The organism is Catellatospora sp. IY07-71, from assembly GCF_018326265.1.
In the GTDB taxonomy this organism is placed as follows: domain Bacteria; phylum Actinomycetota; class Actinomycetes; order Mycobacteriales; family Micromonosporaceae; genus Catellatospora.
Genome location: NZ_AP023360.1, coordinates 2782130 through 2801418, shown reverse-complemented (window position 1 = coordinate 2801418; position 19289 = coordinate 2782130). Strand labels below are relative to the sequence as shown.

The window sequence follows — 19289 nt, the reverse complement described above, 5'->3', positions numbered from 1 at the left end:
GCAGCTGGGAGGCGACGTGAAGCGGCAGGCGGACAGGCCGGTGCTGATCACCGACGCTGAGGAGAGCCCCGAAGTCGAACTCAAGCGCCGGGAGCGGCGCTACATCCTGATGATGCTGCTGCGCGCGGGCTGCCTGATCCTGGGCTCGGTGCTGGCCATGGCCAAGGTGCCGCTGCTGTGGCTGTGGCTGCCGCTGTGCGGCCTCGGCATGGTGCTGCTGCCCTGGCTGGCCGTGATCCTGGCCAACGACCGCCCGCCCAAGGACGAGCACCGCCTCAAGCGCTACCGCCGTCACACGGTCCCGCCGAACGCACTCCCCGCCCAGCCCGCCGGCGAGGTCTTCGAGGGCACCATCGACGACCCCCGCCCCTGACCCTTGGGTCAGGCGAGGCGGACACGGACGCGGCGGTTGGCCTTGCCCTTGGACTCGACCTTGACGACCTGGAGCCTGCCGATCTGGGACGTGGAGGCGACGTGGGTGCCGCCGTCGGCCTGCACGTCCAGGCCCACGATGTCGACGATGCGGATCTCCTGCTCGTCGGCGGGGATCAGGTTGGCCTGGGTCCGGATGATGTCGGGCAGGGCCAGCGCCTCGTCGCGGGCCAGCACCTTCGTCGTCACCTGCCGGTCCGCGCCGACCTCGGCGTTGACCAGCTCCTCCAGCCGGGCCTTGAAGTCGGCGGGCACCTCGGGCAGGTTGAAGTCCATGCGGGCCTCGCCGGGTTCCATGTTGCCGCCGGTGACCAGCGCGCCGAAGTCGCGGAACACCACGCCGCACAGCACGTGCAGGCCGGAGTGGGTGCGCATGAGCAGGGTGCGGCGGGTGTCCTCGACCGCGCCCGCGACCTGCGTGCCGGCCGGCGGCAGCGGATCGCCCTCGGCCGGGATGAGCCACAGGTCGTCGCCCTTGCGGGTGCCGACGATACGGGTCTGCACGCCCTGCCAGAGCAGCACGCCGTGGTCCGGCGGCTGGCCCCCGCCGCCCGGGTAGAAGGCCGAGCGGTCCAGCACGATGCCCTGCTCGGGATCCGCGGCCAGCACGGTGCAGGTCCAGTCGCGCAGGGTCGGGTCGGCGAGGTCGAGGCGCTCGGTGCGCCCGTGGTGGGTGACGCCCATACCCGTGGAGTCTAGGCATCCGGCGGGCGGCGCGCCCCGTCACGGCGCGCCGCCCGCCGTGCTCAGCCGCGGGTGTCGGGTGCGGTCACGTCGCGGGCGGTGACCCGCCCGTTGGCCAGGATCTGCATGTGTACGGCGTGGGCGGGCCCGGCCGGGCGGGCCGGGCGGCCCACCGACTTGCTCACGGCGGGGCGGGGCGGGCGGCCGGTGGAGCGGCGTCCGCGCCGGCTGGCGGGCCGCCGCCGCACGGCCACGGTCACCCAGTGCTGCTCGACCTCCTCGCCCCACTGCTCCTGGTGGAACCAGAAGCGCTGGCGGCCGGGCGCGCCGCCGCCGATCACCTGGAGCGGGTCGAGCCGCGCGTCGAGCTGCTCGAAGCTGACCTCGCCCGCGCACCGGGCGAACGCCTCCTTCAGCGTCCACATCCGCAGCAGCTGCTCGCCCTGGTCGTCGCTGCCGGCCAGGCGGGCGTGCTCGGACGCGGACAGCGCCGCCCAGGGCAGCACGGCCGCGTCACCCCCGGCCGCGGGCTCCAGGTTCACCCCGATGTCGTACGCGTCGGACACCGCGACCGCGATGACCGAGTCGGTGTGCGAGACGCTCAGGTCGAGCCCGGTGATCGGCCCGCACACGGTGAGCTTGCCCTGGCCGCCGTAGCGCAGCGTCCAGTTGCGCGGCGCGACCTCGCCGTGCCACTCGATCGACAGGATCATGCGGACCAGCGCCCGGGAGATCACGAAGGAGCTGCGCCGTTCGGTGGAGCGCAGGCTGTCGGCCTCGGCCCGCTCGTCGCCGCTGAGGAACTGGGCCAGCTCGGCCTCCCGGCGCCGGCACTCGGCCAGCGAGAACAGCGACACGGCGACCCCGGCGGGCCGGCGCCGGCGCGGCGAGGGCGCCGCCCGCAGCTCGGTGAGCAGGGCACGGGCCGCGGCGCGCGAGCCGGGACGTGGGCCGGCCGGGGTCGGCAGCGGCCGGCGCCGGCGCGCGGGCGCGGGCACCGGCGCGTACAGCGGCCGGGCCGGGTTGCCGGTCCAGACTTCGCCGTCGGGAATCTGCTCGCCCTTCATGAGAAAGGAGTGGGCGCCGAGCACGGCGCCGTCGCCGATGGTGACGCCGTAGTGGACGAACGCGCCGACGCCCAGGGTGACACCCGAACCGAGGACGCTCGGCTCGGAGCGGAACACGCCGTCCTCCTGGGAGTGGCACTGGATCACCGTCGCCGCGTTGAGCGTACAGTCGTCACCCATGACAGCCAGGGTCTTCTCGGGTATGTAGCAGCCGTCGTCGAACAGCCGACGCCCCACGCGTACGCCGAGCAACCGCCACACGATGCTGCGCAGCGGAGTGCCGGCGAACGCCACGGGCGACTCCAGCTTCCACAGCCGCTCGTGCCACCAGTAGTACGGATCGTAGATCGAGCAGCGGCGGGCGCGCAGCCGCCGGAACCCGGCCACCATGCGCTCCACCAGGACGCTGTAGCCGACGTGGTACACCGTCAGCACCACGATGCCGACCGGCATCAGAAGTGCGAGACCCCAGTCGGCGTACAGGTCGATCGCCAGGATCAGCAGGAGGAGCAGCCCGGCGGCATGTGCCCACTGCGACAGCAGGAACAGTGCGATGGTGCCGAGGTTGTAGCGGTTCTTCGCGGCCAGCCTGCGCGCCAGCTCGGCACCGGTCGGCAGCTCGCAGCCCGCCTCCCGGCCGACCGTGCGGGGGATCTCGAACGCCGGTGAGCCGAGCAGGCCCACCCCCGCGCCCGGGGCACCGGCGGTCGGCACGGCGACCTTCGTGCCGTACAGGCAGTCGTCGCCGACGGTGGCACCGGCCGGGTAGGCGATGTTGTTGCCGAGGAACGACGAGGCGCCGATCGCCACCCGGGAGAGCCGGAACGACGTGTTGGAGAAGTCGGCGTTGATGATCGACACGCCGTCCGACACCATGCTCCCGCTGCCCACGCTGCACAGGTAGGGCGAGTCCTGCTTGAGCTCGTTGCCGAAGTTGGAGCCGGTCTGCACCACCCGGCCGAGGTCGTAGCCGAGCCAGCGCAGGTAGCCGACGATGTAGGAGCTGTCGCCGAACAGGCGCATGTAGAACGGTGAGTTGGTCATGCCGCCGACCGTCCCGGCGACCCAGTACCGCAGGCCGTACAGCGGATACACCCGGTCCGGACGCAGCAGCAGCCGGTGCAGCAGGCGGGGCACCGTACCGATGAAGAGCAGCCCGACGACGAGCCCGATGACGGACAGCAGCAGGGATGCCAGCAGAACGACGCCGTAGAGGCGGACTCCCGCCAGCGGCCCCGGGCCGACCAGCCGTGCCAGCGGGGGGACACGGGTGAGCAGGAGCACCAGCACCGTCCCACCCACCGGCAGCCACAGCAGCACGTTGACGACCTTCATCCCGGTATAGAAGACCTTGCGGAGCAGGCCGCACCGCGCCGCGGGGACGACCGGCAGGTCGGCCTCGGACCGCTGGGCGGGGGCGCCCTGCCAGCACTCGCCGTCCGGGATGGACTGACCGGCCAGTAGCGACGAGGAGTGCCCGAGCCGGGCCCGGTCGCCGATCGAGGTGCGGATGTCGAGCACGGTCTGCTCGCCGACGACGCTGCCGCTGCCGATGGACACCGGACCGGTCTGGATCAGGCCGGCCTCGGCGCGGTAGCCGGTGAACGAGCAGTCCTTGCGGATAACCGCGCCGTCACCGATGCGCAGCAGGTCGGTGCAGATCGGTACGGTCCGGGACAGGATGACGACGTTGCGGCCGACCTTGGCGCCGAGGGCGCGAAGGTACACCGGATACAGCGGCGTCCCCCGGAACAGCAGCAGCGGATTGAGCTGCAGCACCCCCCGGACATACCAGAAGCGCAGGTATCCCGCGCTCCACACCGGGATGTTCCGCTCCGTCCAGCGGCCCACCAGCAGCCACTTCAGAGCGATCGGCACCGTGCAGGCCAGCCCGAGCGAGACGCCGGCATACGCCGCGGCCCGCTGGAACATGTCCCACAGCCCGGCGGCATGCGAGATCCACATCAGGCCGGCGACGAGGATGGCGCCGCCGGCACAGGCCGTGGCCATCAGCAGCAGCATCTGCAGCACGCCGCAGGTCACGTATGCCTGGTTCGTGGCCCGGTGGGCAGGCCGGGCCCGTTCGGCGGGCCGGACGCCGTCGGCGGTTTGCGGGGCCGCCTGGCTCACCGCGCCCGCGAGCTGCCGGATCGTGGGGTAGACGTACACGTCGCGGATGGACACCGAGGGCAGGTCGCGGCGCTGCCGGACGCGGGCGCAGAAGCGGGCCATGAGCAGCGAGTCCGCGCCCACGTCCTCGAAGAAGTGGCTCTCCACGCCGACCCGGTCCACCCGCACGATCTCGGCCAGCACCTCGGCGTACCCCTGCTCGACCGGGGTCGCGGGTTCGGCGGCGTCGGCCTGCGCCGCGGTGCGCCGGTTGGTCGGCGGCGGCAGGCTCTTGCGGTCGGCCTTGTCGCTGGGCAGCATCGGGATGACGTCGAGCTGCTCCAGGTAGGTCGGGATCATGTAACCGGGCAGCCGGTCGCGCAGCCACGCGTAGATCTGCGGCCGGTCCAGCGCGACGGTGTCCTTGCGCAGGCTGTAGTAGCCGACCAGCTCGGTCACGCCGGGTTCGGGCCGGTGCACGTCGACCACGGCCTGGGCCACGCCCGGCACCTGCAGCAGCACCGACTCGATCTCGGTCAGCTCGATGCGGTAACCCCGGATCTTGACCTGGGTGTCGATGCGGCCGAGGTACTCGATCTCGCCGATCTCGTTGACCCGGCCCAGGTCGCCGGTGCGGTAGATGCGCCCGGACGGGTTGTTGGGGATGTCCAGGAAGTCGGGGATGAAGGCGCGTTCGGTGAGGTCGTCGCGGTTCACGTAGCCCACCGCCAGGCCGATGCCGGCGATGCCGATCTCGCCCACCTCGCCCGGGGGCAGGGCGCGGGACTCGTCGGGGTCGAGGATGACCGCGGCGTACGTCGGCAGCGGCAGCCCCAGCGTCACCGGCTTGTCCGGGTGCACCGGCGTCCAGGTCGCGGTGACGGTCGCCTCGGTGGGCCCGTACACGTTGAGGAAGCGGCGGCCGGGCCGGTGCCAGCGGGTGACCAGGTCCTGCGGGCACGCCTCGCCGGAGACCAGCAGGAAGCGCAGGTCGGGCAGGTCCTCGTCGAGCGTGGCCAGCAGCGTGGGCACGCAGCACATCGCGGTGATCTCACGCGCGGTGAGGAACTCCCACAGGTCCCGGCCGAGCAGGCTGGCCCCGCCGGGTTTGGGCACCAGGGTCGCGCCGACCATCCACGACACCCAGATCTCCTCGATCGAGAAGTCGAAGGCGATGGTCAGGCCCTGATACATCCGGTCACCCGGGCGTACGCCGTAGAGCTCCGCGGCGACCCGGACGAAGTTGCAGATGGCGGCGTGCTCGACGGCGACGCCCTTGGGCCGGCCGGTGGAGCCGGACGTGTAGATGATGTACGCCAGCTCGTCGGCGGGCTCGCCCCGCTCCTCGGCGGCCAGCCGCTGCTCGGGCGTGGCGGCCAGCTCGGCCCCGGCCTCGTCCAGGCAGAGCACCTCCGCGCCGGTGACCTCGGCCAGGTGGTCGCGCAGGTGCGACAGCGACAGCACCAGGCGGGAGCCCGAGTCGGCCACGATGTAGGCCAGGCGGTCGGCGGGGAAGCCGGTGTCCAGCGGCACGTACGCCGCGTGGACCTTCCCGATGGCGAGCATGCCCACGTACGACTGCACGGCCTGGTCGAACAGCAGCGCGATCCGGTCGCCGGGGCGGGCGCCGTGGCGGATCAGGTGCCGGGCGAGCTGGTTGGCGCGCGCGTCCAGCTCGTCGTACGTCAGGGACTCCTCCCCGGTGTCCACCGCGAGCTGCTCGGCCCGGTCGTAGCGGCGCAGCCGGTCGCACTGCTGCTCGAAGAGCTGGGGCAGCCGCTCGCCGGGCTGCCAGCGCGGCTCGTGCCCGTGACCCGGGCAGGTGAGCACCAACCCGGACCCGCCGGGCTCGACGTCAGGGAACTCAGGAAGATCATCGACATCGAGTACGCGTGTGCTCATGGGCTTCTCCCTCCGCGCGGACGAACAGGACGGCTGGGGCGGGACACGGCCGTCCCCGCGCACCGCCCGCTGCGGCGGCGCGCTGGCCCGAACCGTGTCCCTCAGGCGCCGGACCGGCGCCCCGGCATCAACCCATGCCGTCGCCTCCCGCGGCGGCGGGCGCCAGATCCGCGCCGCCGGCGGGGGTCGCGTACGACTCCTCGATCGCGTCGAGCACGATGCCGCACGCGGTGTCGATCACCGCGGCGGTGACGTTGAGCGGCGGCAGGATCCGGATGACGCAGTCGTCCCGGCCGCCCAGCTCGATGATCAGGCCGCGGCGCAGGGCCCGGGCCTGCACCTGCCGGGCCAGCTGGCCCGCCGAGCGGCCGTCGCCCGGGTCGGTCAGCTCGACGCCCCACATCAGGCCCAGCCCGCGCACCTCGTGCACGGCAGGGTGGCCGCGCAGCGCGGCGAAGCGCTGCTCAACCTGCTGCCCGCGCTCGCGTACGTTGGCCAGCACCTGGTCGCGGTGCAGGATCCGGACCGCCTCCACCCCCGCGGCGAAGGCGAGCTGGTTGCCCCGGAAGGTGCCGGTGTGCGCGCCGGGCTGCCACGCGTCGAGCCGCTGGTCGTACATGATCAGCGCGACGGGAGTGCCGATGCCGGACAGCGCCTTCGACGCCACGATCACGTCGGGCTCGATGTCGTAGTGCTCGAACGCGAACCAGGTGCCGGTGCGGCCGCAGCCGGTCTGCACCTCGTCCACGATCAGCGGGATGTCCAGCGAGCGGGTCAGCGCCCGCACCCGGCGGACGAAGTCGCGCGCGGCCGGGATGACCCCGCCCTCACCCTGCACCAGCTCCAGGATCACCGCGGCCGGCCGCGCGAGCCCGCCGTTGGGGTCCAGCAGCGACTTCTCCAGCAGCCCGGCGCAGTTGGTCTCGCAGGTGTCCGGGCGCAGGCCCAGCGGGCAGCGGGCGCAGTACGAGTACGGGAAGAAGTGCACCCCGGGCACCCCGTTGGCGATCGGGCGCTTCTGCGAGACCAGCCCGGAGGCGGCCATCGCGGCATGGCTGCAACCGTGGTAGCCGCCCTGGAACGAGATGACGTCGCCGCGGCCGGTGGCCGTCTTGCACAGCTTGATCGCGGCCTCCACGGCGTTGGCGCCGGTGGGGCCGCAGAAGTGCACACGCATCCGTTCCCGCAGGCCCGGGGTCAGCATGGACAGCTGCGCCTCGGTGAACGCGTCCTTGGCGGGGGTCGGGAAGTCCAGCGCGTGAGTGAGTGTGCCGAGCTGCTGCGTCACGGCGCGTACCAGCTCAGGATGGTTGTGGCCGAGCGAGAGCACGCCCGCGCCGGTCAGGAAGTCGATGAAGACGTTGCCGTCGACGTCGCGGACGAAGGAGCCGGCGCCCTCCGCGATGGCGATGGGAAGGTTGCGGGGGTAGGTACGCGCGTTCGACTCGCGGTGCTGCTGCCGCGCGAGCAGCTCGGCGGAACGGGGCCCGGGCAGATCGCAGTGGACGGAAGGCCCGGTCAATGCGTCAGGCTCGCTGAGCATCGTCATTGGTTCTCCTCAAGCGGACACGGTGGAGCCGGGAGGCTCCGACCTGGGTGAGCGCGGCGCTCACACTCCGCCTGGAAGGAGGAGGGCGACCCCCAATAACGATTACTAAATGGAATCGTTAGCTCACCCTTCGTGATGCTACCCACCGTCTCGACGCTTGCTTCGGATTTCAGAAGGTTCGTCCGATCTGCTCTGGACCGAACGGTGGAGGCCCTCGCGGGACCCGGTCAAGGCCTTCGGGACCCGCACCTGGCCGGGTTCCTGTACCGGCAGGTAACCAGGCTCGGGCAGGCGTCGGAGGCCGAACGTGCCCGGCGGCACTACCATGCGCCGTATGTTCCGCACCTCGCATGCGCTCGCCGCGCTCGCCGCCCTGGCCCTCACCCTCACCGGGTGCACCTCCACAGCGGACGACCCGACCACGCCCGCTGACCTGCCCGCCGCGCAGACCCTGCTCACCGAGGGCGCCGCGGCCATGACCGCGGTCAAGTCCGCGCACTTCGTCATCGACGTGACCGGCAAGATCAGCGGGGTGCCGCTCAAGCGCGCCGAGGGCGACCTCACGCAGGAGGGCTCCGCCAAGGGCACCGCCACCATCGAGACGCTCGGCACCGCCGTCGAGGCGAACTTCGTCATCGTCGGCGACAAGGCCTACCTGCAGGGCGCCACCGGCGGCTACCAGCAGTTCCCGCTCACCGCGGCGGCCCAGCTCTACGACCCGTCGGCCATCCTCGACCCGAACCGCGGCGTGGCCAAGCTGCTCACCACCATCAAGTCCGCGACCACCCAGGCCAAGGAGACCGTGGACGGCCGCGAGACGTACAAGATCCAGGTCGAGCCCGACCCGACCGCGCTGGCCGCCCTGGTGCCCGGCGTCGGCGCCGGCGTCACCGGCTTCCTGTGGCTCGACGCCTCCACCAAGCAGCTGGTCAAGGGCGAGTTCACGGTCCCGGCCAAGGGCAGCGACCCGGCCGGCGTCGTCGCCGTCACGTTCAGCAAGTACAACGAGCCGGTGACCATCAGTGCACCCTGATCCGAGCGCCCCGGCCGCCGGGCCGCGGCACCGCCTCGCCGTCGGCGTGGGCGGGCTCGCCGTGCTGCTCGGCGCGCTGGACGCGTACGTCGTCGTCTCGGTCCTGATCGACATCGTCGGCGACCTCGGCATCCCGATCAACCACCTGGAGCGGGCCACCCCCCTGGTCACCGGCTACCTGCTCGGTTACCTGGCGGCGATGCCGCTGCTCGGCAGCCTGTCCGACCGGTACGGCCGCCGCATCGTGATCGTGGTCTCGCTGGCCGTCTTCGCGGCCGGCTCGGTGGTCACCGCGACCGCGACGGAGCTGGTGCCGCTGGTCGCCGGGCGGGCGCTGCAGGGCATGGCCGGCGGCGCGCTGCTGCCCGTCACCATGGCGCTGATCGCCGACCTGTTCCCGCCCCGGTCCCGGCCCACCGCGCTGGGCTGGGTCGGCGCGGCGCAGGAGCTGGGCGCGGTGCTCGGGCCGCTGTTCGGCGCGGCCGTCGCCGCCTGGATCGGCTGGCGCGGCATCTTCTGGATCAACATCCCGCTGGCCGCGCTCGCCGCGATCGCGGTCTGGTTCCTGGTCCCGGCCCGCTCCGGCGCGTCGGCCGCCGCCACGCCGGACGCGGCCGGAACGTCGGCAGGCTCGGCCGGCGCGCCGGCGGCTCGAACGAGTGCCGGATCCGCTGCTCAGCGGGTGGACGTGGTCGGCGGGCTGCTGCTCGCCGTCGTGCTCGGGCTGTGCGTGGTCGGTCTCTACAACCCGGACCCGGCCCACGCGGTGCTGCCGAGCTGGGGTCCGGCCACGCTCGGGGCGGCCGGGCTGGTGCTGGTCGCCTTCGTGGTGTGGGAGCGGCGGGCGCGGACGAAGCTGCTCGACCCGGCCGGGGTCGCCATGGGACCGTTCCTCGCCGTGCTGGGCGCCAGCGCCTGCGCCGGGGCCGCCCTCATGGTCACCCTGGTCGACGTCGAGCTGGTCGGGCACACCCTGCTGCGGCTCGACACCATGGACAGCACCCTGCTGCTGACGCGCTTCCTCATCGCGCTGCCGGTCGGCGCGGTGCTGGGCGGGCTGCTGCTGCGCCGGATCGGCGAGCGGCCGCTCACCGTGCTCGGGCTGGCCGGCTCCGCGGGGGCGTACCTGCTGATCGCGGGCTGGCCCGCGAACCTGCTCGCCGCCCGGTACGCGCTGGGGCCGGTCAGCCTGCCCCGGCTGGACACCGACCTGGTGCTCGCCGGGCTCGGGCTCGGGCTGACCATCGCGCCGCTGTCCGCGCTCGTGCTGCGGGTGGTGCCCGCGGTGCAGCACGGCGTCGCCTCGGCTGCCGTCGTGGTGGCGCGGATGATGGGCATGCTGCTCGGCGTCGCCGCGCTGACCGCCTGGGGGCTGCACCGGTTCCAGGAGTTCACGAAGGACCTGCCGACGCCGCTGCCGTTCGGCATGACCGAGCAGGAGTACGGGCGGGCGCTGGCGGCATACCAGGTCGCCCTGGACGGCGCCCTGCGCGCGGAGTACCGGGAGATCTTCCTCGGCACCGCCGCGATCTGCCTGCTCGGCGCCCTGGCGGCGCTCGGCATGCGGGCACCCCGCCCGGCCGCCCCTGCCGCCGTCCCCGCGGAACCCGCCCCAGCGCTCGATCGGGTCTGAGGCCGGGTTGGCAAGATCGCGGGTTCGTGTCCGAACCTGGGGCCCCGCCCCACTTCCCGACACGAGCCCGCGATCATCTCCCCGCCCCACCGACCCTCCCGCGCCTCGCGACCGAGCATGATCGGAGGTTCGTGTCGGGAAGTGTGGCTGGACCGCAGGTTCTGACACGAGATCGCGATCATCCGCGCGGCAGCCGGGCCCGGCCGGGCCGGACCGCGCCTCGCGAGATGCTGATCGCCCGAGCCGGGGAGGGGTTGGTCATGGCCGTGGGTGTGCTGGTGGTGCGGCAGGCGGAGGCGGCGGACCGGGCCGCGCTGAGCGGGCTGCGGCAGGCTTGGACGGCCGAGCAGACCGGGGACGCCGCATTAGACCCGGACTTCGCGGCCACGTTCGAGGACTGGCTGGAGCGCGAGGGTGACCGGCGGATCTGCTGGCTCGCCGAGCGCGCCGGGCGGCCGGTCGGCATGGTCAACCTGGCGATCTTCGAGCGCATGCCGCGCCCGGGCCAGCCGCGCAGCCGGTGGGGCTACCTCGGCAACGCGTACGTGCTCCCCGCCCACCGCGACGGCGGGACCGGCGCGGCCCTGGTCACGGCGCTGCTCGCATACGCCAGAGCGGAAGGGCTGGTGCGGGTGGTGCTCAGCCCGTCGGAGCGGTCCGTCCCGTTCTACGAGCGGGCCGGGTTCCACCGCGCCGACGAGCTGATGCTGATCACGCTGGGCTGAGCGTCACCCCTTCGCCGCCTTCGCGTCGGCCTTCATCTGCTTCTTGAACTCGCGCACCTTCGCCAGGCTCGCCGCGTCGCGGATGTCGGCGACCGAGCGCAGCGAGCCCTCCTCGCCGTACGCCCCGGCGACCTCACGCCAGCCCGCGGGCTGCACGCCGAACTGCTTGCCGAGCAGCGCGATGAAGATCTGCGCCTTCATCTTGCCGAAGCCGGGCAGCGCCGACAGCCGCTTGAACAGGTCCTTGCCGTCCGCCGCGCCGGTCCAGATGGTGGCGGCGTCGCCGTCGTAGTCGTCGGCGATGGCGCGGGCCAGCTTCTGCGTGCGCTCGGCCATCGAGCCGGGGAACCGGTGGATCGCGGGCGGGGTGGAGAACAGCTGCGCGAACGCCTCCGGATCGTAGTCGGCGATGGCGGTGGCGTTCAGCCGGTCCACGCCCATCCGCTCGGCAAGCCGGTACGGGCCGACGAACGCCTTCTCCAGCGGGATCTGCTGGTCGAGCAGCATCGCGGTGATCAGCGCGAGCGGGTCGTGCCGCAGCATCTCGTCTGCGGCGGGCTCCTGCGCGAGCCAGAGCTTGGTCATGCCGTACAGCCTGCCAGAGCCCTCGGCGCGCGGGCCCGCGCCCACGCCCGCATCGCGGGCCGGTGCCCACAGCGGTCGCACCCCGGGTAGCACTCCAAGTAGCAACGACAGGCACCACGGGGTAGCATCGGCTTCATGAAACTGAGCGTCAGCCTGCCGGAGGAGGACATCGAGTTCATCGATGACTACGCCGACCGGCGTGGCACCGCCTCCCGGTCCGCGGTCCTTCAGCGTGCCATCGACCTGCTGCGCGCCAGCGAGCTCGAAGACGCCTACGCGGCGGCCTACGACGAGTGGGAAGCCGGCGAGGACGGAAAGCTGTGGAGCACCACCGCGGGCGACGGGCTGGCGGATGCGGCGCGGTGACGTCTACCTGGTCAACCTCGACCCCGCTCAGGGGACCGAGTCCAACAAGGTCCGGCCGGCCGTGCTCGTGGGCAACACCGCGGCCAACCGCACCGCCGAGCGAAACGGCCGCGGCGTCGTCACCGTCGTCCCGGTGACCTCCAACACCGAGCGGATCCACCCGTTCCAGGTGCTGATCCCAGCCGGCGAGGGCGGGCTGGCCCGCGCCTCGAAGGCCCAGGCAGAACAGGTCAGATCCGTCGACTACGGCCGCCTCCGCCAACGGCTCGGCACCCTGCGCCCCGACACGCTCAACAAACTCGACGCCGCACTACGCATACACCTGAACCTCTAACGCCCGCCCCTCAAGATCGTCCGACTTGCCTGGCAGACGGGCGTATCTTGGCCGCGCATACGCCCATCTGCCAGGCAAGTTGAGCGATCTTGGGCGCGGTCAGGGCCGGGGGCGGGCCGCGAGGGCGGGCGCGGCGGGGGTCGCCCGGCGGGCCCACCAGCGATGGGTGAGCAGGCCGCCGAGCAGGCAGCCGACGGCGTTGACGAGCACGTCGTCCACGCTGAACACCCGGCCGCCGACGAACCCGAACTGGATCAGCTCCACCGTCAGCGAGCACCCCGCCCCGAGCAGCAGCAGCCGCAGCGGCGAGGCCAGCGCCGTGAAGCGCACCGCGGCGCCCGCGCCCAGCGCGAAGAACACCGCCAGGTTGCCGCCCACCTGTACCACCACCCACGGCAGCGGCTCGCCGAGCTGGACGCGCAGGTCACTCAGCGGCACCAGGTACACCAGCACGGTGCCCTCGGGGACCCGCACCGGTGTCAGGATCATCCACACCCACGGCACCGTGCCCAGCACCATCGCCGCCTCCGCCAGCGACCACCGCCACGCCCGGCCCCGCGGCACGCCCGAACGCAGCCGGCCTGCGATCAGCGCCGCGGTGGCGAGCAGGGTCAGGGGCACCAGCGCCGCCGTGGTGATCCAGACGGTGTGCCAGTACTCCCATGCCTGCGCCATGCGCTGGAGGTTAGTGCACCATGATGGGGTGCAGACGCTGCTGGAGACCGCCGACATCGACCGCCTTCGCACCGCCCTGACCGGCGCGGGCTTCACCGCCGAGGGGATAGCCGCGCGGCTCGGGCCGCAGGCGTCCGCCGACGCCGGGCGGCACGACTTTCGCGCCGCGCTGCGCGGCACCGGGTCGGGCGACCCGCTGGACACGCTGATCCGCCTGTTCATCTGCGGGCAGACCGAGCCCGAGGCCGCCGTCGCCGCCGCGCTGCACCCGCTGCCGCTGCCCGCCGCCCGCGCCGCGGGCCTGGTCACGCTCGCCGACGGCGGCCTGGCCGCGGGCGTCGACCTGGAACCGTACGGCGACTGGTGGGTGCTGTCCGACCTGCCCGCCCAGCCCGGCCGGCAGCTGCCCGCCGACCACGTGCTCGGCGTCGGCGGCGCCTCCACCACGCTCGCCGCGGCGACCGTGCGCCGCCCCGTCGGCAGCGCCCTGGACCTGGGCACCGGCTGCGGCGTGCAGGCCCTGCACCTGAGTACGCACGCCCGCCACGTCACCGCCACCGACCTGTCCCCGCGCGCGCTGCGCTTCGCCGCCACCACCGCCGCGCTCAACGGCCTGAGCTGGGAACTCCTGCAGGGTGACATGCTCGCCCCGGTCGAGGGACGCCAGTTCGACCTGGTCGTCAGCAACCCGCCGTTCGTGGTCGGGCCCGGCCTGGCCACGCACGTGTACCGGGACTCCGGCCGAGCCGGGGACGGCGTCTGCGCCGAACTCGCCGCGGCCTCGCCGAAGCTGCTCGCCCCCGGCGGCACCCTGCAGTTCCTCGCCAACTGGGTGCACGTGCGCGACGAGGACTGGGAGGACCGGGTGGCCGGCTGGTTCGCGGGCACCGGCATGGACGTGTGGGCGATCCAGCGCGAGGTCAGCGACCCGCTGGATTACGTACGCCTCTGGCTGGCCGACGCGAGCGAGAAGCACGACGCGCAGCGGGCTGCGGACTGGCTGGACTGGTTCGCCGCGCACGACGTCACCGCGATCGGCTTCGGCCTGGTCACCGCCCGCCACAGCGGCAAGGACGACCCGTCGGTGGTCTGCGAGGACCTGCGCCAGCAGGTGCAGGCGCCGCTGGGCGAGCGCGTCGCCGAGTGGTTCACGCGCCGCGACTGGCTCGACTCCCGCGACGAGTCCCAGCTGCTCGCGGCCCGCTACCGCCGCGCCGACGGCCTCCAGCTGCGCCAGGAGGCCACCATGGGCGACGACGGCTGGCTCGTCGACCGCCAGTTCCTCGCCATGCCCGAGGGCCTGCGCTGGGTCGAGGAGATCGACCCCCTCATCCTGGCCCTGGTCAGCGGCGCGAACGGCCACCTCACCCTCGCCGACCAGCTCTCCCTCCTCGCCGCCGCCCACGACGCCCCCGCCGAAGCCCTCGCCCAGGCCCTCCTCCCCGTCCTCGACCACCTCGTCGAACGCGGCCTCCTCCTCCCGGCCTGAGCTCTGCCGCGTTGATCATGAACTTAGGGACGTGTTCGACGGCGTGTCCCCACCCTGTCGCCGTGATCGACTCCGGCAGGGCACGCTAGAGCGATGCGTGCAGTGGTGCAGACGGTGAGCCGGGCCAGCGTGACGGTGGACGGGGAGATCGTCGGGGAGATCAAGGACGGGCTGCTGGTGCTGCTGGGGGTGACGCACACCGACACCGTCGCCACCGTGGAGACGATGGCCCGCAAGGTGTACGAGCTGCGCCTGCTCGACGGCGAGCGCAGCGCCTCCGACGTGGGCGCCCCCTTGCTGGTGGTCAGCCAGTTCACCCTCTACGGCGACGCCCGCAAGGGCCGTCGCCCCACCTGGCAGGCCGCCGCCCCCGCCGAGGTGGCCGAACCCATGTTCAACGCCTTCGTCGCCGCCCTGCGCGCCCGCGGCGCCACCGTCGAGACCGGCCGCTTCCGCACCCTGATGCTGGTCGAATCCGTCAACGTCGGCCCCAACACCGTCATCCTCGACCTCTGACCCCCACCCCGGCCCGCCCGCCCGCCGCACCACCGCTGCGTTGATCATGAAGTTAGGGTCGCGACACGCCGTCGAACACGTCCATAAGTTCATGATCAACGCAGCTGACCGCGGGGCGGGGCGGCGCGGGGGTGGGGTTAGAAGAGGGGGCCCTTGCGGGCGGTGGACTGGGCGAGCCAGTCCTTGAGGAGGCCCCGCCAGTCGGTGTCGGCGAGGGTGGCGGGGTCGACGGTGAAGCGGCCGAAGATGTCGCGGTCGGCGAGCGGGCCGACCTTGCGGTCCAGCTCCATGACCACGTGCAGCTTGCGGTCGGTGCCCACGAAGGTGACCTGCAGGTTGTGCAGGTGGGCGGCGTACGCGGTGCCGGGCAGGAACTCGATCTCCTGGTAGAACGGCAGCGTCTGGGGCAGGCCGCGCAGCCGGCCGCGCTCCACGTCGGCCTTGACGAACTGGAAGCCGAGCTTGGTCAGCGTGTCGAGGATGTGCTGCTGGGCGGGGGTCGGGTCGACCTGGACGGGGTCGAGGTCGGTGCGGTCGACCTCGCGGGCGACCTCCAGCTCCGTGCGCAGGCCGACGTTCATGCCCGCCAGCGGCTGCCCGAAGGCGCGGGTGAGCGGCGTCTCCATCGGCACGTCGCAGGTGATGTCGAATATCCGACGCTCGCGCGCGGCCAGGGTGAAACCTTCGACGACCTGCTGCCGGTGGAACTCCACGGTGGACGTCTGGCCGGGCAGGCCGCCCTGCGGCCGTACGTCGGTGACCAGGACCAACGCGATGTAACCGATGGACACCTGGTGATCGCCACCGGTCACCTCGACGGTGCCCTTGAACGTGCCGCCGGGCTTCGCCTTCGATACCGACAATTCCGTCCGAACCGACGGCCCTCCGACGCCGAACATCCTCATCAGGCGCTTCACGACCACATGCCCTCCCCTGTCTCGAGCCCATGGTGGCAGATCCGTGAAATCGTCTCACCGCCGTCTCACGCGCCCTACACCAAGCTGTCCACTAACAAGCTTCACGGGGAGGACAGCGATGAGCGACGAGATGACGATGGACGCAGTGGCCGTACTTGAACCGACGGCGGCGGAACTGACCGCCGACCTGGACGAGACCGACGAGCGCGGGGTCTCCACCGACCTGGTGCGCGCGTACCTGAACCTGATCGGGCGCACCAAGCTGCTGACCGCCGAGCAGGAGGTCCAGCTGGCGCGCCGGATCGAGGCCGGCCTGATGGCCGAGTACGTGATGGAGCGCGACGGCCTCGCCGACCGCGACCTGGAGACCGTGGTCCGCGAGGGCCGCGCCGCCAAGGACCACCTGCTGGAGGCGAACCTGCGCCTCGTGGTGAGCATCGCCAAGCGCTACACCGGCCGCGGCATGGCGTTCCTGGACCTGATCCAGGAGGGCAACCTCGGCCTCATCCGCGCCGTCGAGAAGTTCGACTACACCAAGGGCTACAAGTTCTCCACGTACGCCACCTGGTGGATCCGGCAGGCGATCACCCGCGCCATGGCCGACCAGGCCCGCACCATCCGCATCCCGGTGCACATGGTGGAGCAGGTCAACCGCATGGTCCGGGTGCGCCGCGACCTGGCCACCGCGCTCGGCCGCGAGCCGTCCATCGCGCAGATCGCCCAGGCCATGGACGTGCCGGAGTACCAGGTGATCGAGCTGATCTCCTACGACCGCGAGCCGGTCAGCCTCGACCAGGCGGTCGGCGAGGACGGCGAGAGCGCGCTGGGCGACTTCGTGGCCGCGGTCGACCCGCGCGGCGACGCCGCCGACGCGCTGGCCCAGGGGCAGCTGCGCGACGAGGTGGAGATCGTGCTGGCCACCCTGTCGCAGCGCGAGCAGGCCGTGATCCGGCTGCGGTTCGGCCTGGACGACGGCCGCCAGCGCACCCTGGACGAGGTCGGCAAGGAGTTCGGCCTGTCCCGCGAGCGCATCCGCCAGATCGAGAAGACCACGCTGCTGAAGCTGCGCAGCGGCGAGCGCGCCGAGCGCCTCTCGGTGTACGCCGCCTGACGTATTCGCAGGTGAACGCGACGGCCCCGGCTTCCGCCGGGGCCGTCGCGGTGTCCAGGGTGAGCGCCGCTCAACCTTTCGACCCGGTCGCGTGTTCGGTGGGGTGGACACACGAGGGGAGAACGGCCCGATGCCCGACGAGGACTTCCAGTCGTTCGTGGAGCAGCGCTACACGGCGCTGTTACGCACGGCATACCTGCTCTGCGGTTCTCATGACCGCGCGGAGGACGTGCTGCAGAACGCGCTGGCCGCGGCGCTGCCGAAATGGCGGCGCATGGACCATCCGGACGCGTACGTGCGCCGGGTCATGGTCAACCAGCTCGCCAACGACTGGCGGCGGCCCATCCGCGAGATCGTGACGGCGGTGCTGCCGGACCGGGCCTCGCGCGACACGGCGTTCGAGGAGCGCGACGAGCTGTGGACGGCGCTGCGCAAGCTGCCCGTGCGCATGCGCGCGGTGCTGGTGCTGCGGTACTGGGAGGACCGCAGCGAGCAGGAGACCGCCGAGATCCTCGGCGTCAGCGCCGGGACCGTCAAGAGCACCGCCTCGCGCGGCCTGGCCCGGCTGCGCGAGCTGGTCGAACCCCGCCAGTCGTCCGCTCTCAGCACGGTGAACGGGGGCAACTGATCATGATCGAGACACTGCGCACCACCCTGGACCGGCACGCCGAACGCGTGACGCCGCGGCCCGACCCGTACGCCCGGGTGCTGCGGCGCAGCCGCCGGCGCCGGCAGCAGCGGACCTCCGCGCTCGCCCTGGTGGCGCTGCTGCTGGTCGTCGCGCCGGTCGCCTGGTTCGCCACCCGTCCCGGGCCCGCCCTGCCGGTGCTCGGCGAGCCACCGGCGACGTTGCAGCCTCTGCTGGACTCGCCCACCCGCGGCGACCTCAGCGGCGACGCCGCCTTCCTGGACGCGCTGCGCCGGCGCACCGTCGACCAGATCCACGGCGACCGCGGCGACCCGCAGCAGGGCCTCTGGATGCCCGACGATCCGGACCAGGTCAAGGTGCTGTTCGCCGGGGACGTCGGCACCCGCCGCGTCGGCGTGGTGGCGGGCCTCACCAGCCGGCCGCTGTTGGCCTGGTTCTCCGGCGAGGCCGGAGCTGCCGTGCCTGAACTCGAGAGTCAGGGCTACGGCGAGCTGGCACCCGTGGTGGAGCTGGGTATCCACATCGACTCCCCCGAGACGACCATGGCCTTCCTCCTGCTGGGCCCCACCGGGGCCGGCTACGAGCAGGCCACCACCACGTACTCGGCCGCCGGCGTGCGGCAGGTCTGGGAGCCGATCGACATCGGGAGCGCCGACTACCTCGGCCTGCCGGACCTGCGTGGCACGCACGACTTCCGGGTCGTCGTGGACGGCAGGGTGCTGCTGCAGACCATGGGCGGGTACGTCGCGCCCACGAGCGCGGACCGGCAGCCGGCCGTCGACCCGCAGCCGGTCGCCGACCGGGGCAGGCCGTTCCCCGACCTGGCCCGGCAGCTCGCCACCGCACTGGCCGAGACGACCGGGCTGACCGGACCCGGCGTCACGTTCCGCGTGCTGTGGAGCGACGAGCTGGACATCCCGGGCACCTCCACCGGGCGGGCGTACGTCGCCACCGTGCAGGCCGTGCTCGCCGACGGCGGCGGGCCGTACCTGACCTACGCGTTCGACGTCGGTGACCAGACCTTCCGCGACCATCCGACCGGGTACGGCGTCGCGGGCGGACCGGAGCATGCGCTGATCGTGATGCGGCTGCCCTCATACGCGGCGGAGCCGAACAGCCGCGTGCAGATCGTCGCGCCGCCCGGCGCGGTGCGGGCCGTGGTCACCACCGGGACGGGGACGCAGCAGGTCACGCTGGTCAACGGAGTCGGTCACCTGGATCTGGCATCGGGGGCAGGCGCCGACGTCCGGGCGTACGACGCCACGGGCGCGCTGCTGGCCGAGAAGCAGTACGTCGATCGTGACGGCTTCGCCTGCAACCGGTTCGACCCGTCGGTCTGCACCTCCCCGCCGCCGGTGGTGCAGAACCGGCCCTGACGCACCGCCCGCCGCACCGGCGCTGCACGGGGAGCGCCGGTGCGGCGGGCGGAACGGTGCCGCGTCGACAGGGGCGTCTTCCTCCACGCGTAACGAGGCGAGCTGCCGCTTGTCTCGCTGACGCGCGCCGAGGAAGG

General features: G+C 72.7%; 17 protein-coding genes. 11 read left to right on the top strand and 6 right to left on the bottom strand.

Going from position 1 to position 19289, the window contains the following annotated elements; all coding sequences use genetic code 11:
* The first annotated feature begins 16 nt into the window (after positions 1 to 16).
* Positions 17 to 373, top strand: a complete 357-nt coding sequence (locus tag CS0771_RS12670; RefSeq protein WP_212841150.1) for a DUF3099 domain-containing protein — start codon at positions 17 to 19, stop codon at positions 371 to 373.
* Positions 374 to 381: 8 nt separating this feature from the next.
* Here the strand turns inward: CS0771_RS12670 and CS0771_RS12665 are convergent, their stop codons facing one another.
* From CS0771_RS12665 to CS0771_RS12655, 3 genes are all read right to left on the bottom strand, one after another.
* Positions 382 to 1116 carry an alanyl-tRNA editing protein gene (locus CS0771_RS12665; RefSeq protein WP_212841149.1) on the bottom strand — a complete coding sequence of 245 codons (735 nt, stop codon included), beginning with the start codon at positions 1114 to 1116 and terminating at the stop codon, positions 382 to 384.
* A gap of 62 nt (positions 1117 to 1178) precedes the next feature.
* Entirely contained in the window at positions 1179 to 6194 is a 5016-nt protein-coding gene (locus CS0771_RS12660; protein ID WP_212841148.1) for a Pls/PosA family non-ribosomal peptide synthetase, read from the bottom strand.
* A 127-nt stretch (positions 6195 to 6321) separates the two neighbouring features.
* Positions 6322 to 7743, bottom strand: coding sequence for an aspartate aminotransferase family protein (locus CS0771_RS12655; RefSeq protein WP_212841147.1), 1422 nt, complete (start codon positions 7741 to 7743; stop codon positions 6322 to 6324).
* Between the two features lie 334 nt (positions 7744 to 8077).
* On the opposite strand from CS0771_RS12655, the gene CS0771_RS12650 reads away from it, so the two are divergent.
* From CS0771_RS12650 to CS0771_RS12640, 3 genes are all read left to right on the top strand, one after another.
* The gene (locus CS0771_RS12650; protein ID WP_212841146.1) at positions 8078 to 8776 is read left to right on the top strand and encodes an LppX_LprAFG lipoprotein; all 699 of its coding nucleotides are present in this window, start codon (positions 8078 to 8080) and stop codon (positions 8774 to 8776) included.
* A complete protein-coding gene (locus CS0771_RS12645; protein ID WP_212841145.1) occupies positions 8766 to 10409 on the top strand; it encodes an MFS transporter in 1644 nt (547 codons plus the stop codon). Before CS0771_RS12650 ends, CS0771_RS12645 begins: the two co-directional genes overlap by 11 nt.
* Before the next feature lie 260 nt (positions 10410 to 10669).
* Positions 10670 to 11134 (top strand): GNAT family N-acetyltransferase, encoded by a 465-nt coding sequence (locus CS0771_RS12640; RefSeq protein ID WP_212841144.1) that lies wholly within the window; start codon positions 10670 to 10672, stop codon positions 11132 to 11134.
* Positions 11135 to 11137: 3 nt separating this feature from the next.
* On the opposite strand, the gene CS0771_RS12635 is transcribed toward CS0771_RS12640, so the two are convergent.
* A complete protein-coding gene (locus CS0771_RS12635) occupies positions 11138 to 11719 on the bottom strand; it encodes an HhH-GPD-type base excision DNA repair protein (protein WP_212841143.1) in 582 nt (193 codons plus the stop codon).
* A 135-nt stretch (positions 11720 to 11854) separates the two neighbouring features.
* Between CS0771_RS12635 and CS0771_RS12630 the strand changes: the two genes are divergently transcribed.
* Together CS0771_RS12630 and CS0771_RS12625 are read left to right on the top strand one after the other, a co-directional pair.
* Positions 11855 to 12085 (top strand): ribbon-helix-helix domain-containing protein, encoded by a 231-nt coding sequence (locus CS0771_RS12630; protein WP_212841142.1) that lies wholly within the window; start codon positions 11855 to 11857, stop codon positions 12083 to 12085.
* Positions 12072 to 12419, top strand: a complete 348-nt coding sequence (locus CS0771_RS12625) for a type II toxin-antitoxin system PemK/MazF family toxin (protein WP_212841141.1) — start codon at positions 12072 to 12074, stop codon at positions 12417 to 12419. The genes CS0771_RS12630 and CS0771_RS12625 overlap by 14 nt, the downstream gene beginning before the upstream one ends.
* 99 nt (positions 12420 to 12518) lie before the next feature.
* On the opposite strand, the gene CS0771_RS12620 is transcribed toward CS0771_RS12625, so the two are convergent.
* A complete protein-coding gene (locus tag CS0771_RS12620) occupies positions 12519 to 13094 on the bottom strand; it encodes a VanZ family protein (RefSeq protein ID WP_212841140.1) in 576 nt (191 codons plus the stop codon).
* On the opposite strand from CS0771_RS12620, the gene CS0771_RS12615 reads away from it, so the two are divergent.
* Together CS0771_RS12615 and dtd are read left to right on the top strand one after the other, a co-directional pair.
* Positions 13093 to 14583, top strand: a complete 1491-nt coding sequence (locus CS0771_RS12615; protein WP_212841139.1) for a methyltransferase — start codon at positions 13093 to 13095, stop codon at positions 14581 to 14583. The genes CS0771_RS12620 and CS0771_RS12615 overlap by 2 nt on opposite strands.
* Positions 14584 to 14676: 93 nt before the next feature.
* A complete protein-coding gene (gene dtd / locus CS0771_RS12610) occupies positions 14677 to 15099 on the top strand; it encodes a D-aminoacyl-tRNA deacylase (protein WP_203742319.1) in 423 nt (140 codons plus the stop codon).
* Between the two features lie 137 nt (positions 15100 to 15236).
* Here dtd and CS0771_RS12605 read toward each other — a convergent pair whose 3' ends face one another.
* The gene (locus CS0771_RS12605) at positions 15237 to 16004 is read right to left on the bottom strand and encodes a sporulation protein (protein WP_371821390.1); all 768 of its coding nucleotides are present in this window, start codon (positions 16002 to 16004) and stop codon (positions 15237 to 15239) included.
* Positions 16005 to 16152: 148 nt separating this feature from the next.
* Between CS0771_RS12605 and sigB the strand changes: the two genes are divergently transcribed.
* The 3 genes from sigB (at position 16153) to CS0771_RS12590 (ending at position 19152) form a co-directional block, all read left to right on the top strand.
* Positions 16153 to 17127, top strand: coding sequence for an RNA polymerase sigma factor SigB (sigB, locus tag CS0771_RS12600; protein WP_371821577.1), 975 nt, complete (start codon positions 16153 to 16155; stop codon positions 17125 to 17127).
* Between the two features lie 130 nt (positions 17128 to 17257).
* Positions 17258 to 17755 carry a SigE family RNA polymerase sigma factor gene (locus CS0771_RS12595; protein WP_212841136.1) on the top strand — a complete coding sequence of 166 codons (498 nt, stop codon included), beginning with the start codon at positions 17258 to 17260 and terminating at the stop codon, positions 17753 to 17755.
* A 2-nt stretch (positions 17756 to 17757) separates the two neighbouring features.
* A complete protein-coding gene (locus tag CS0771_RS12590) occupies positions 17758 to 19152 on the top strand; it encodes a hypothetical protein (protein ID WP_212841135.1) in 1395 nt (464 codons plus the stop codon).
* Positions 19153 to 19289 lie beyond the last annotated feature (137 nt).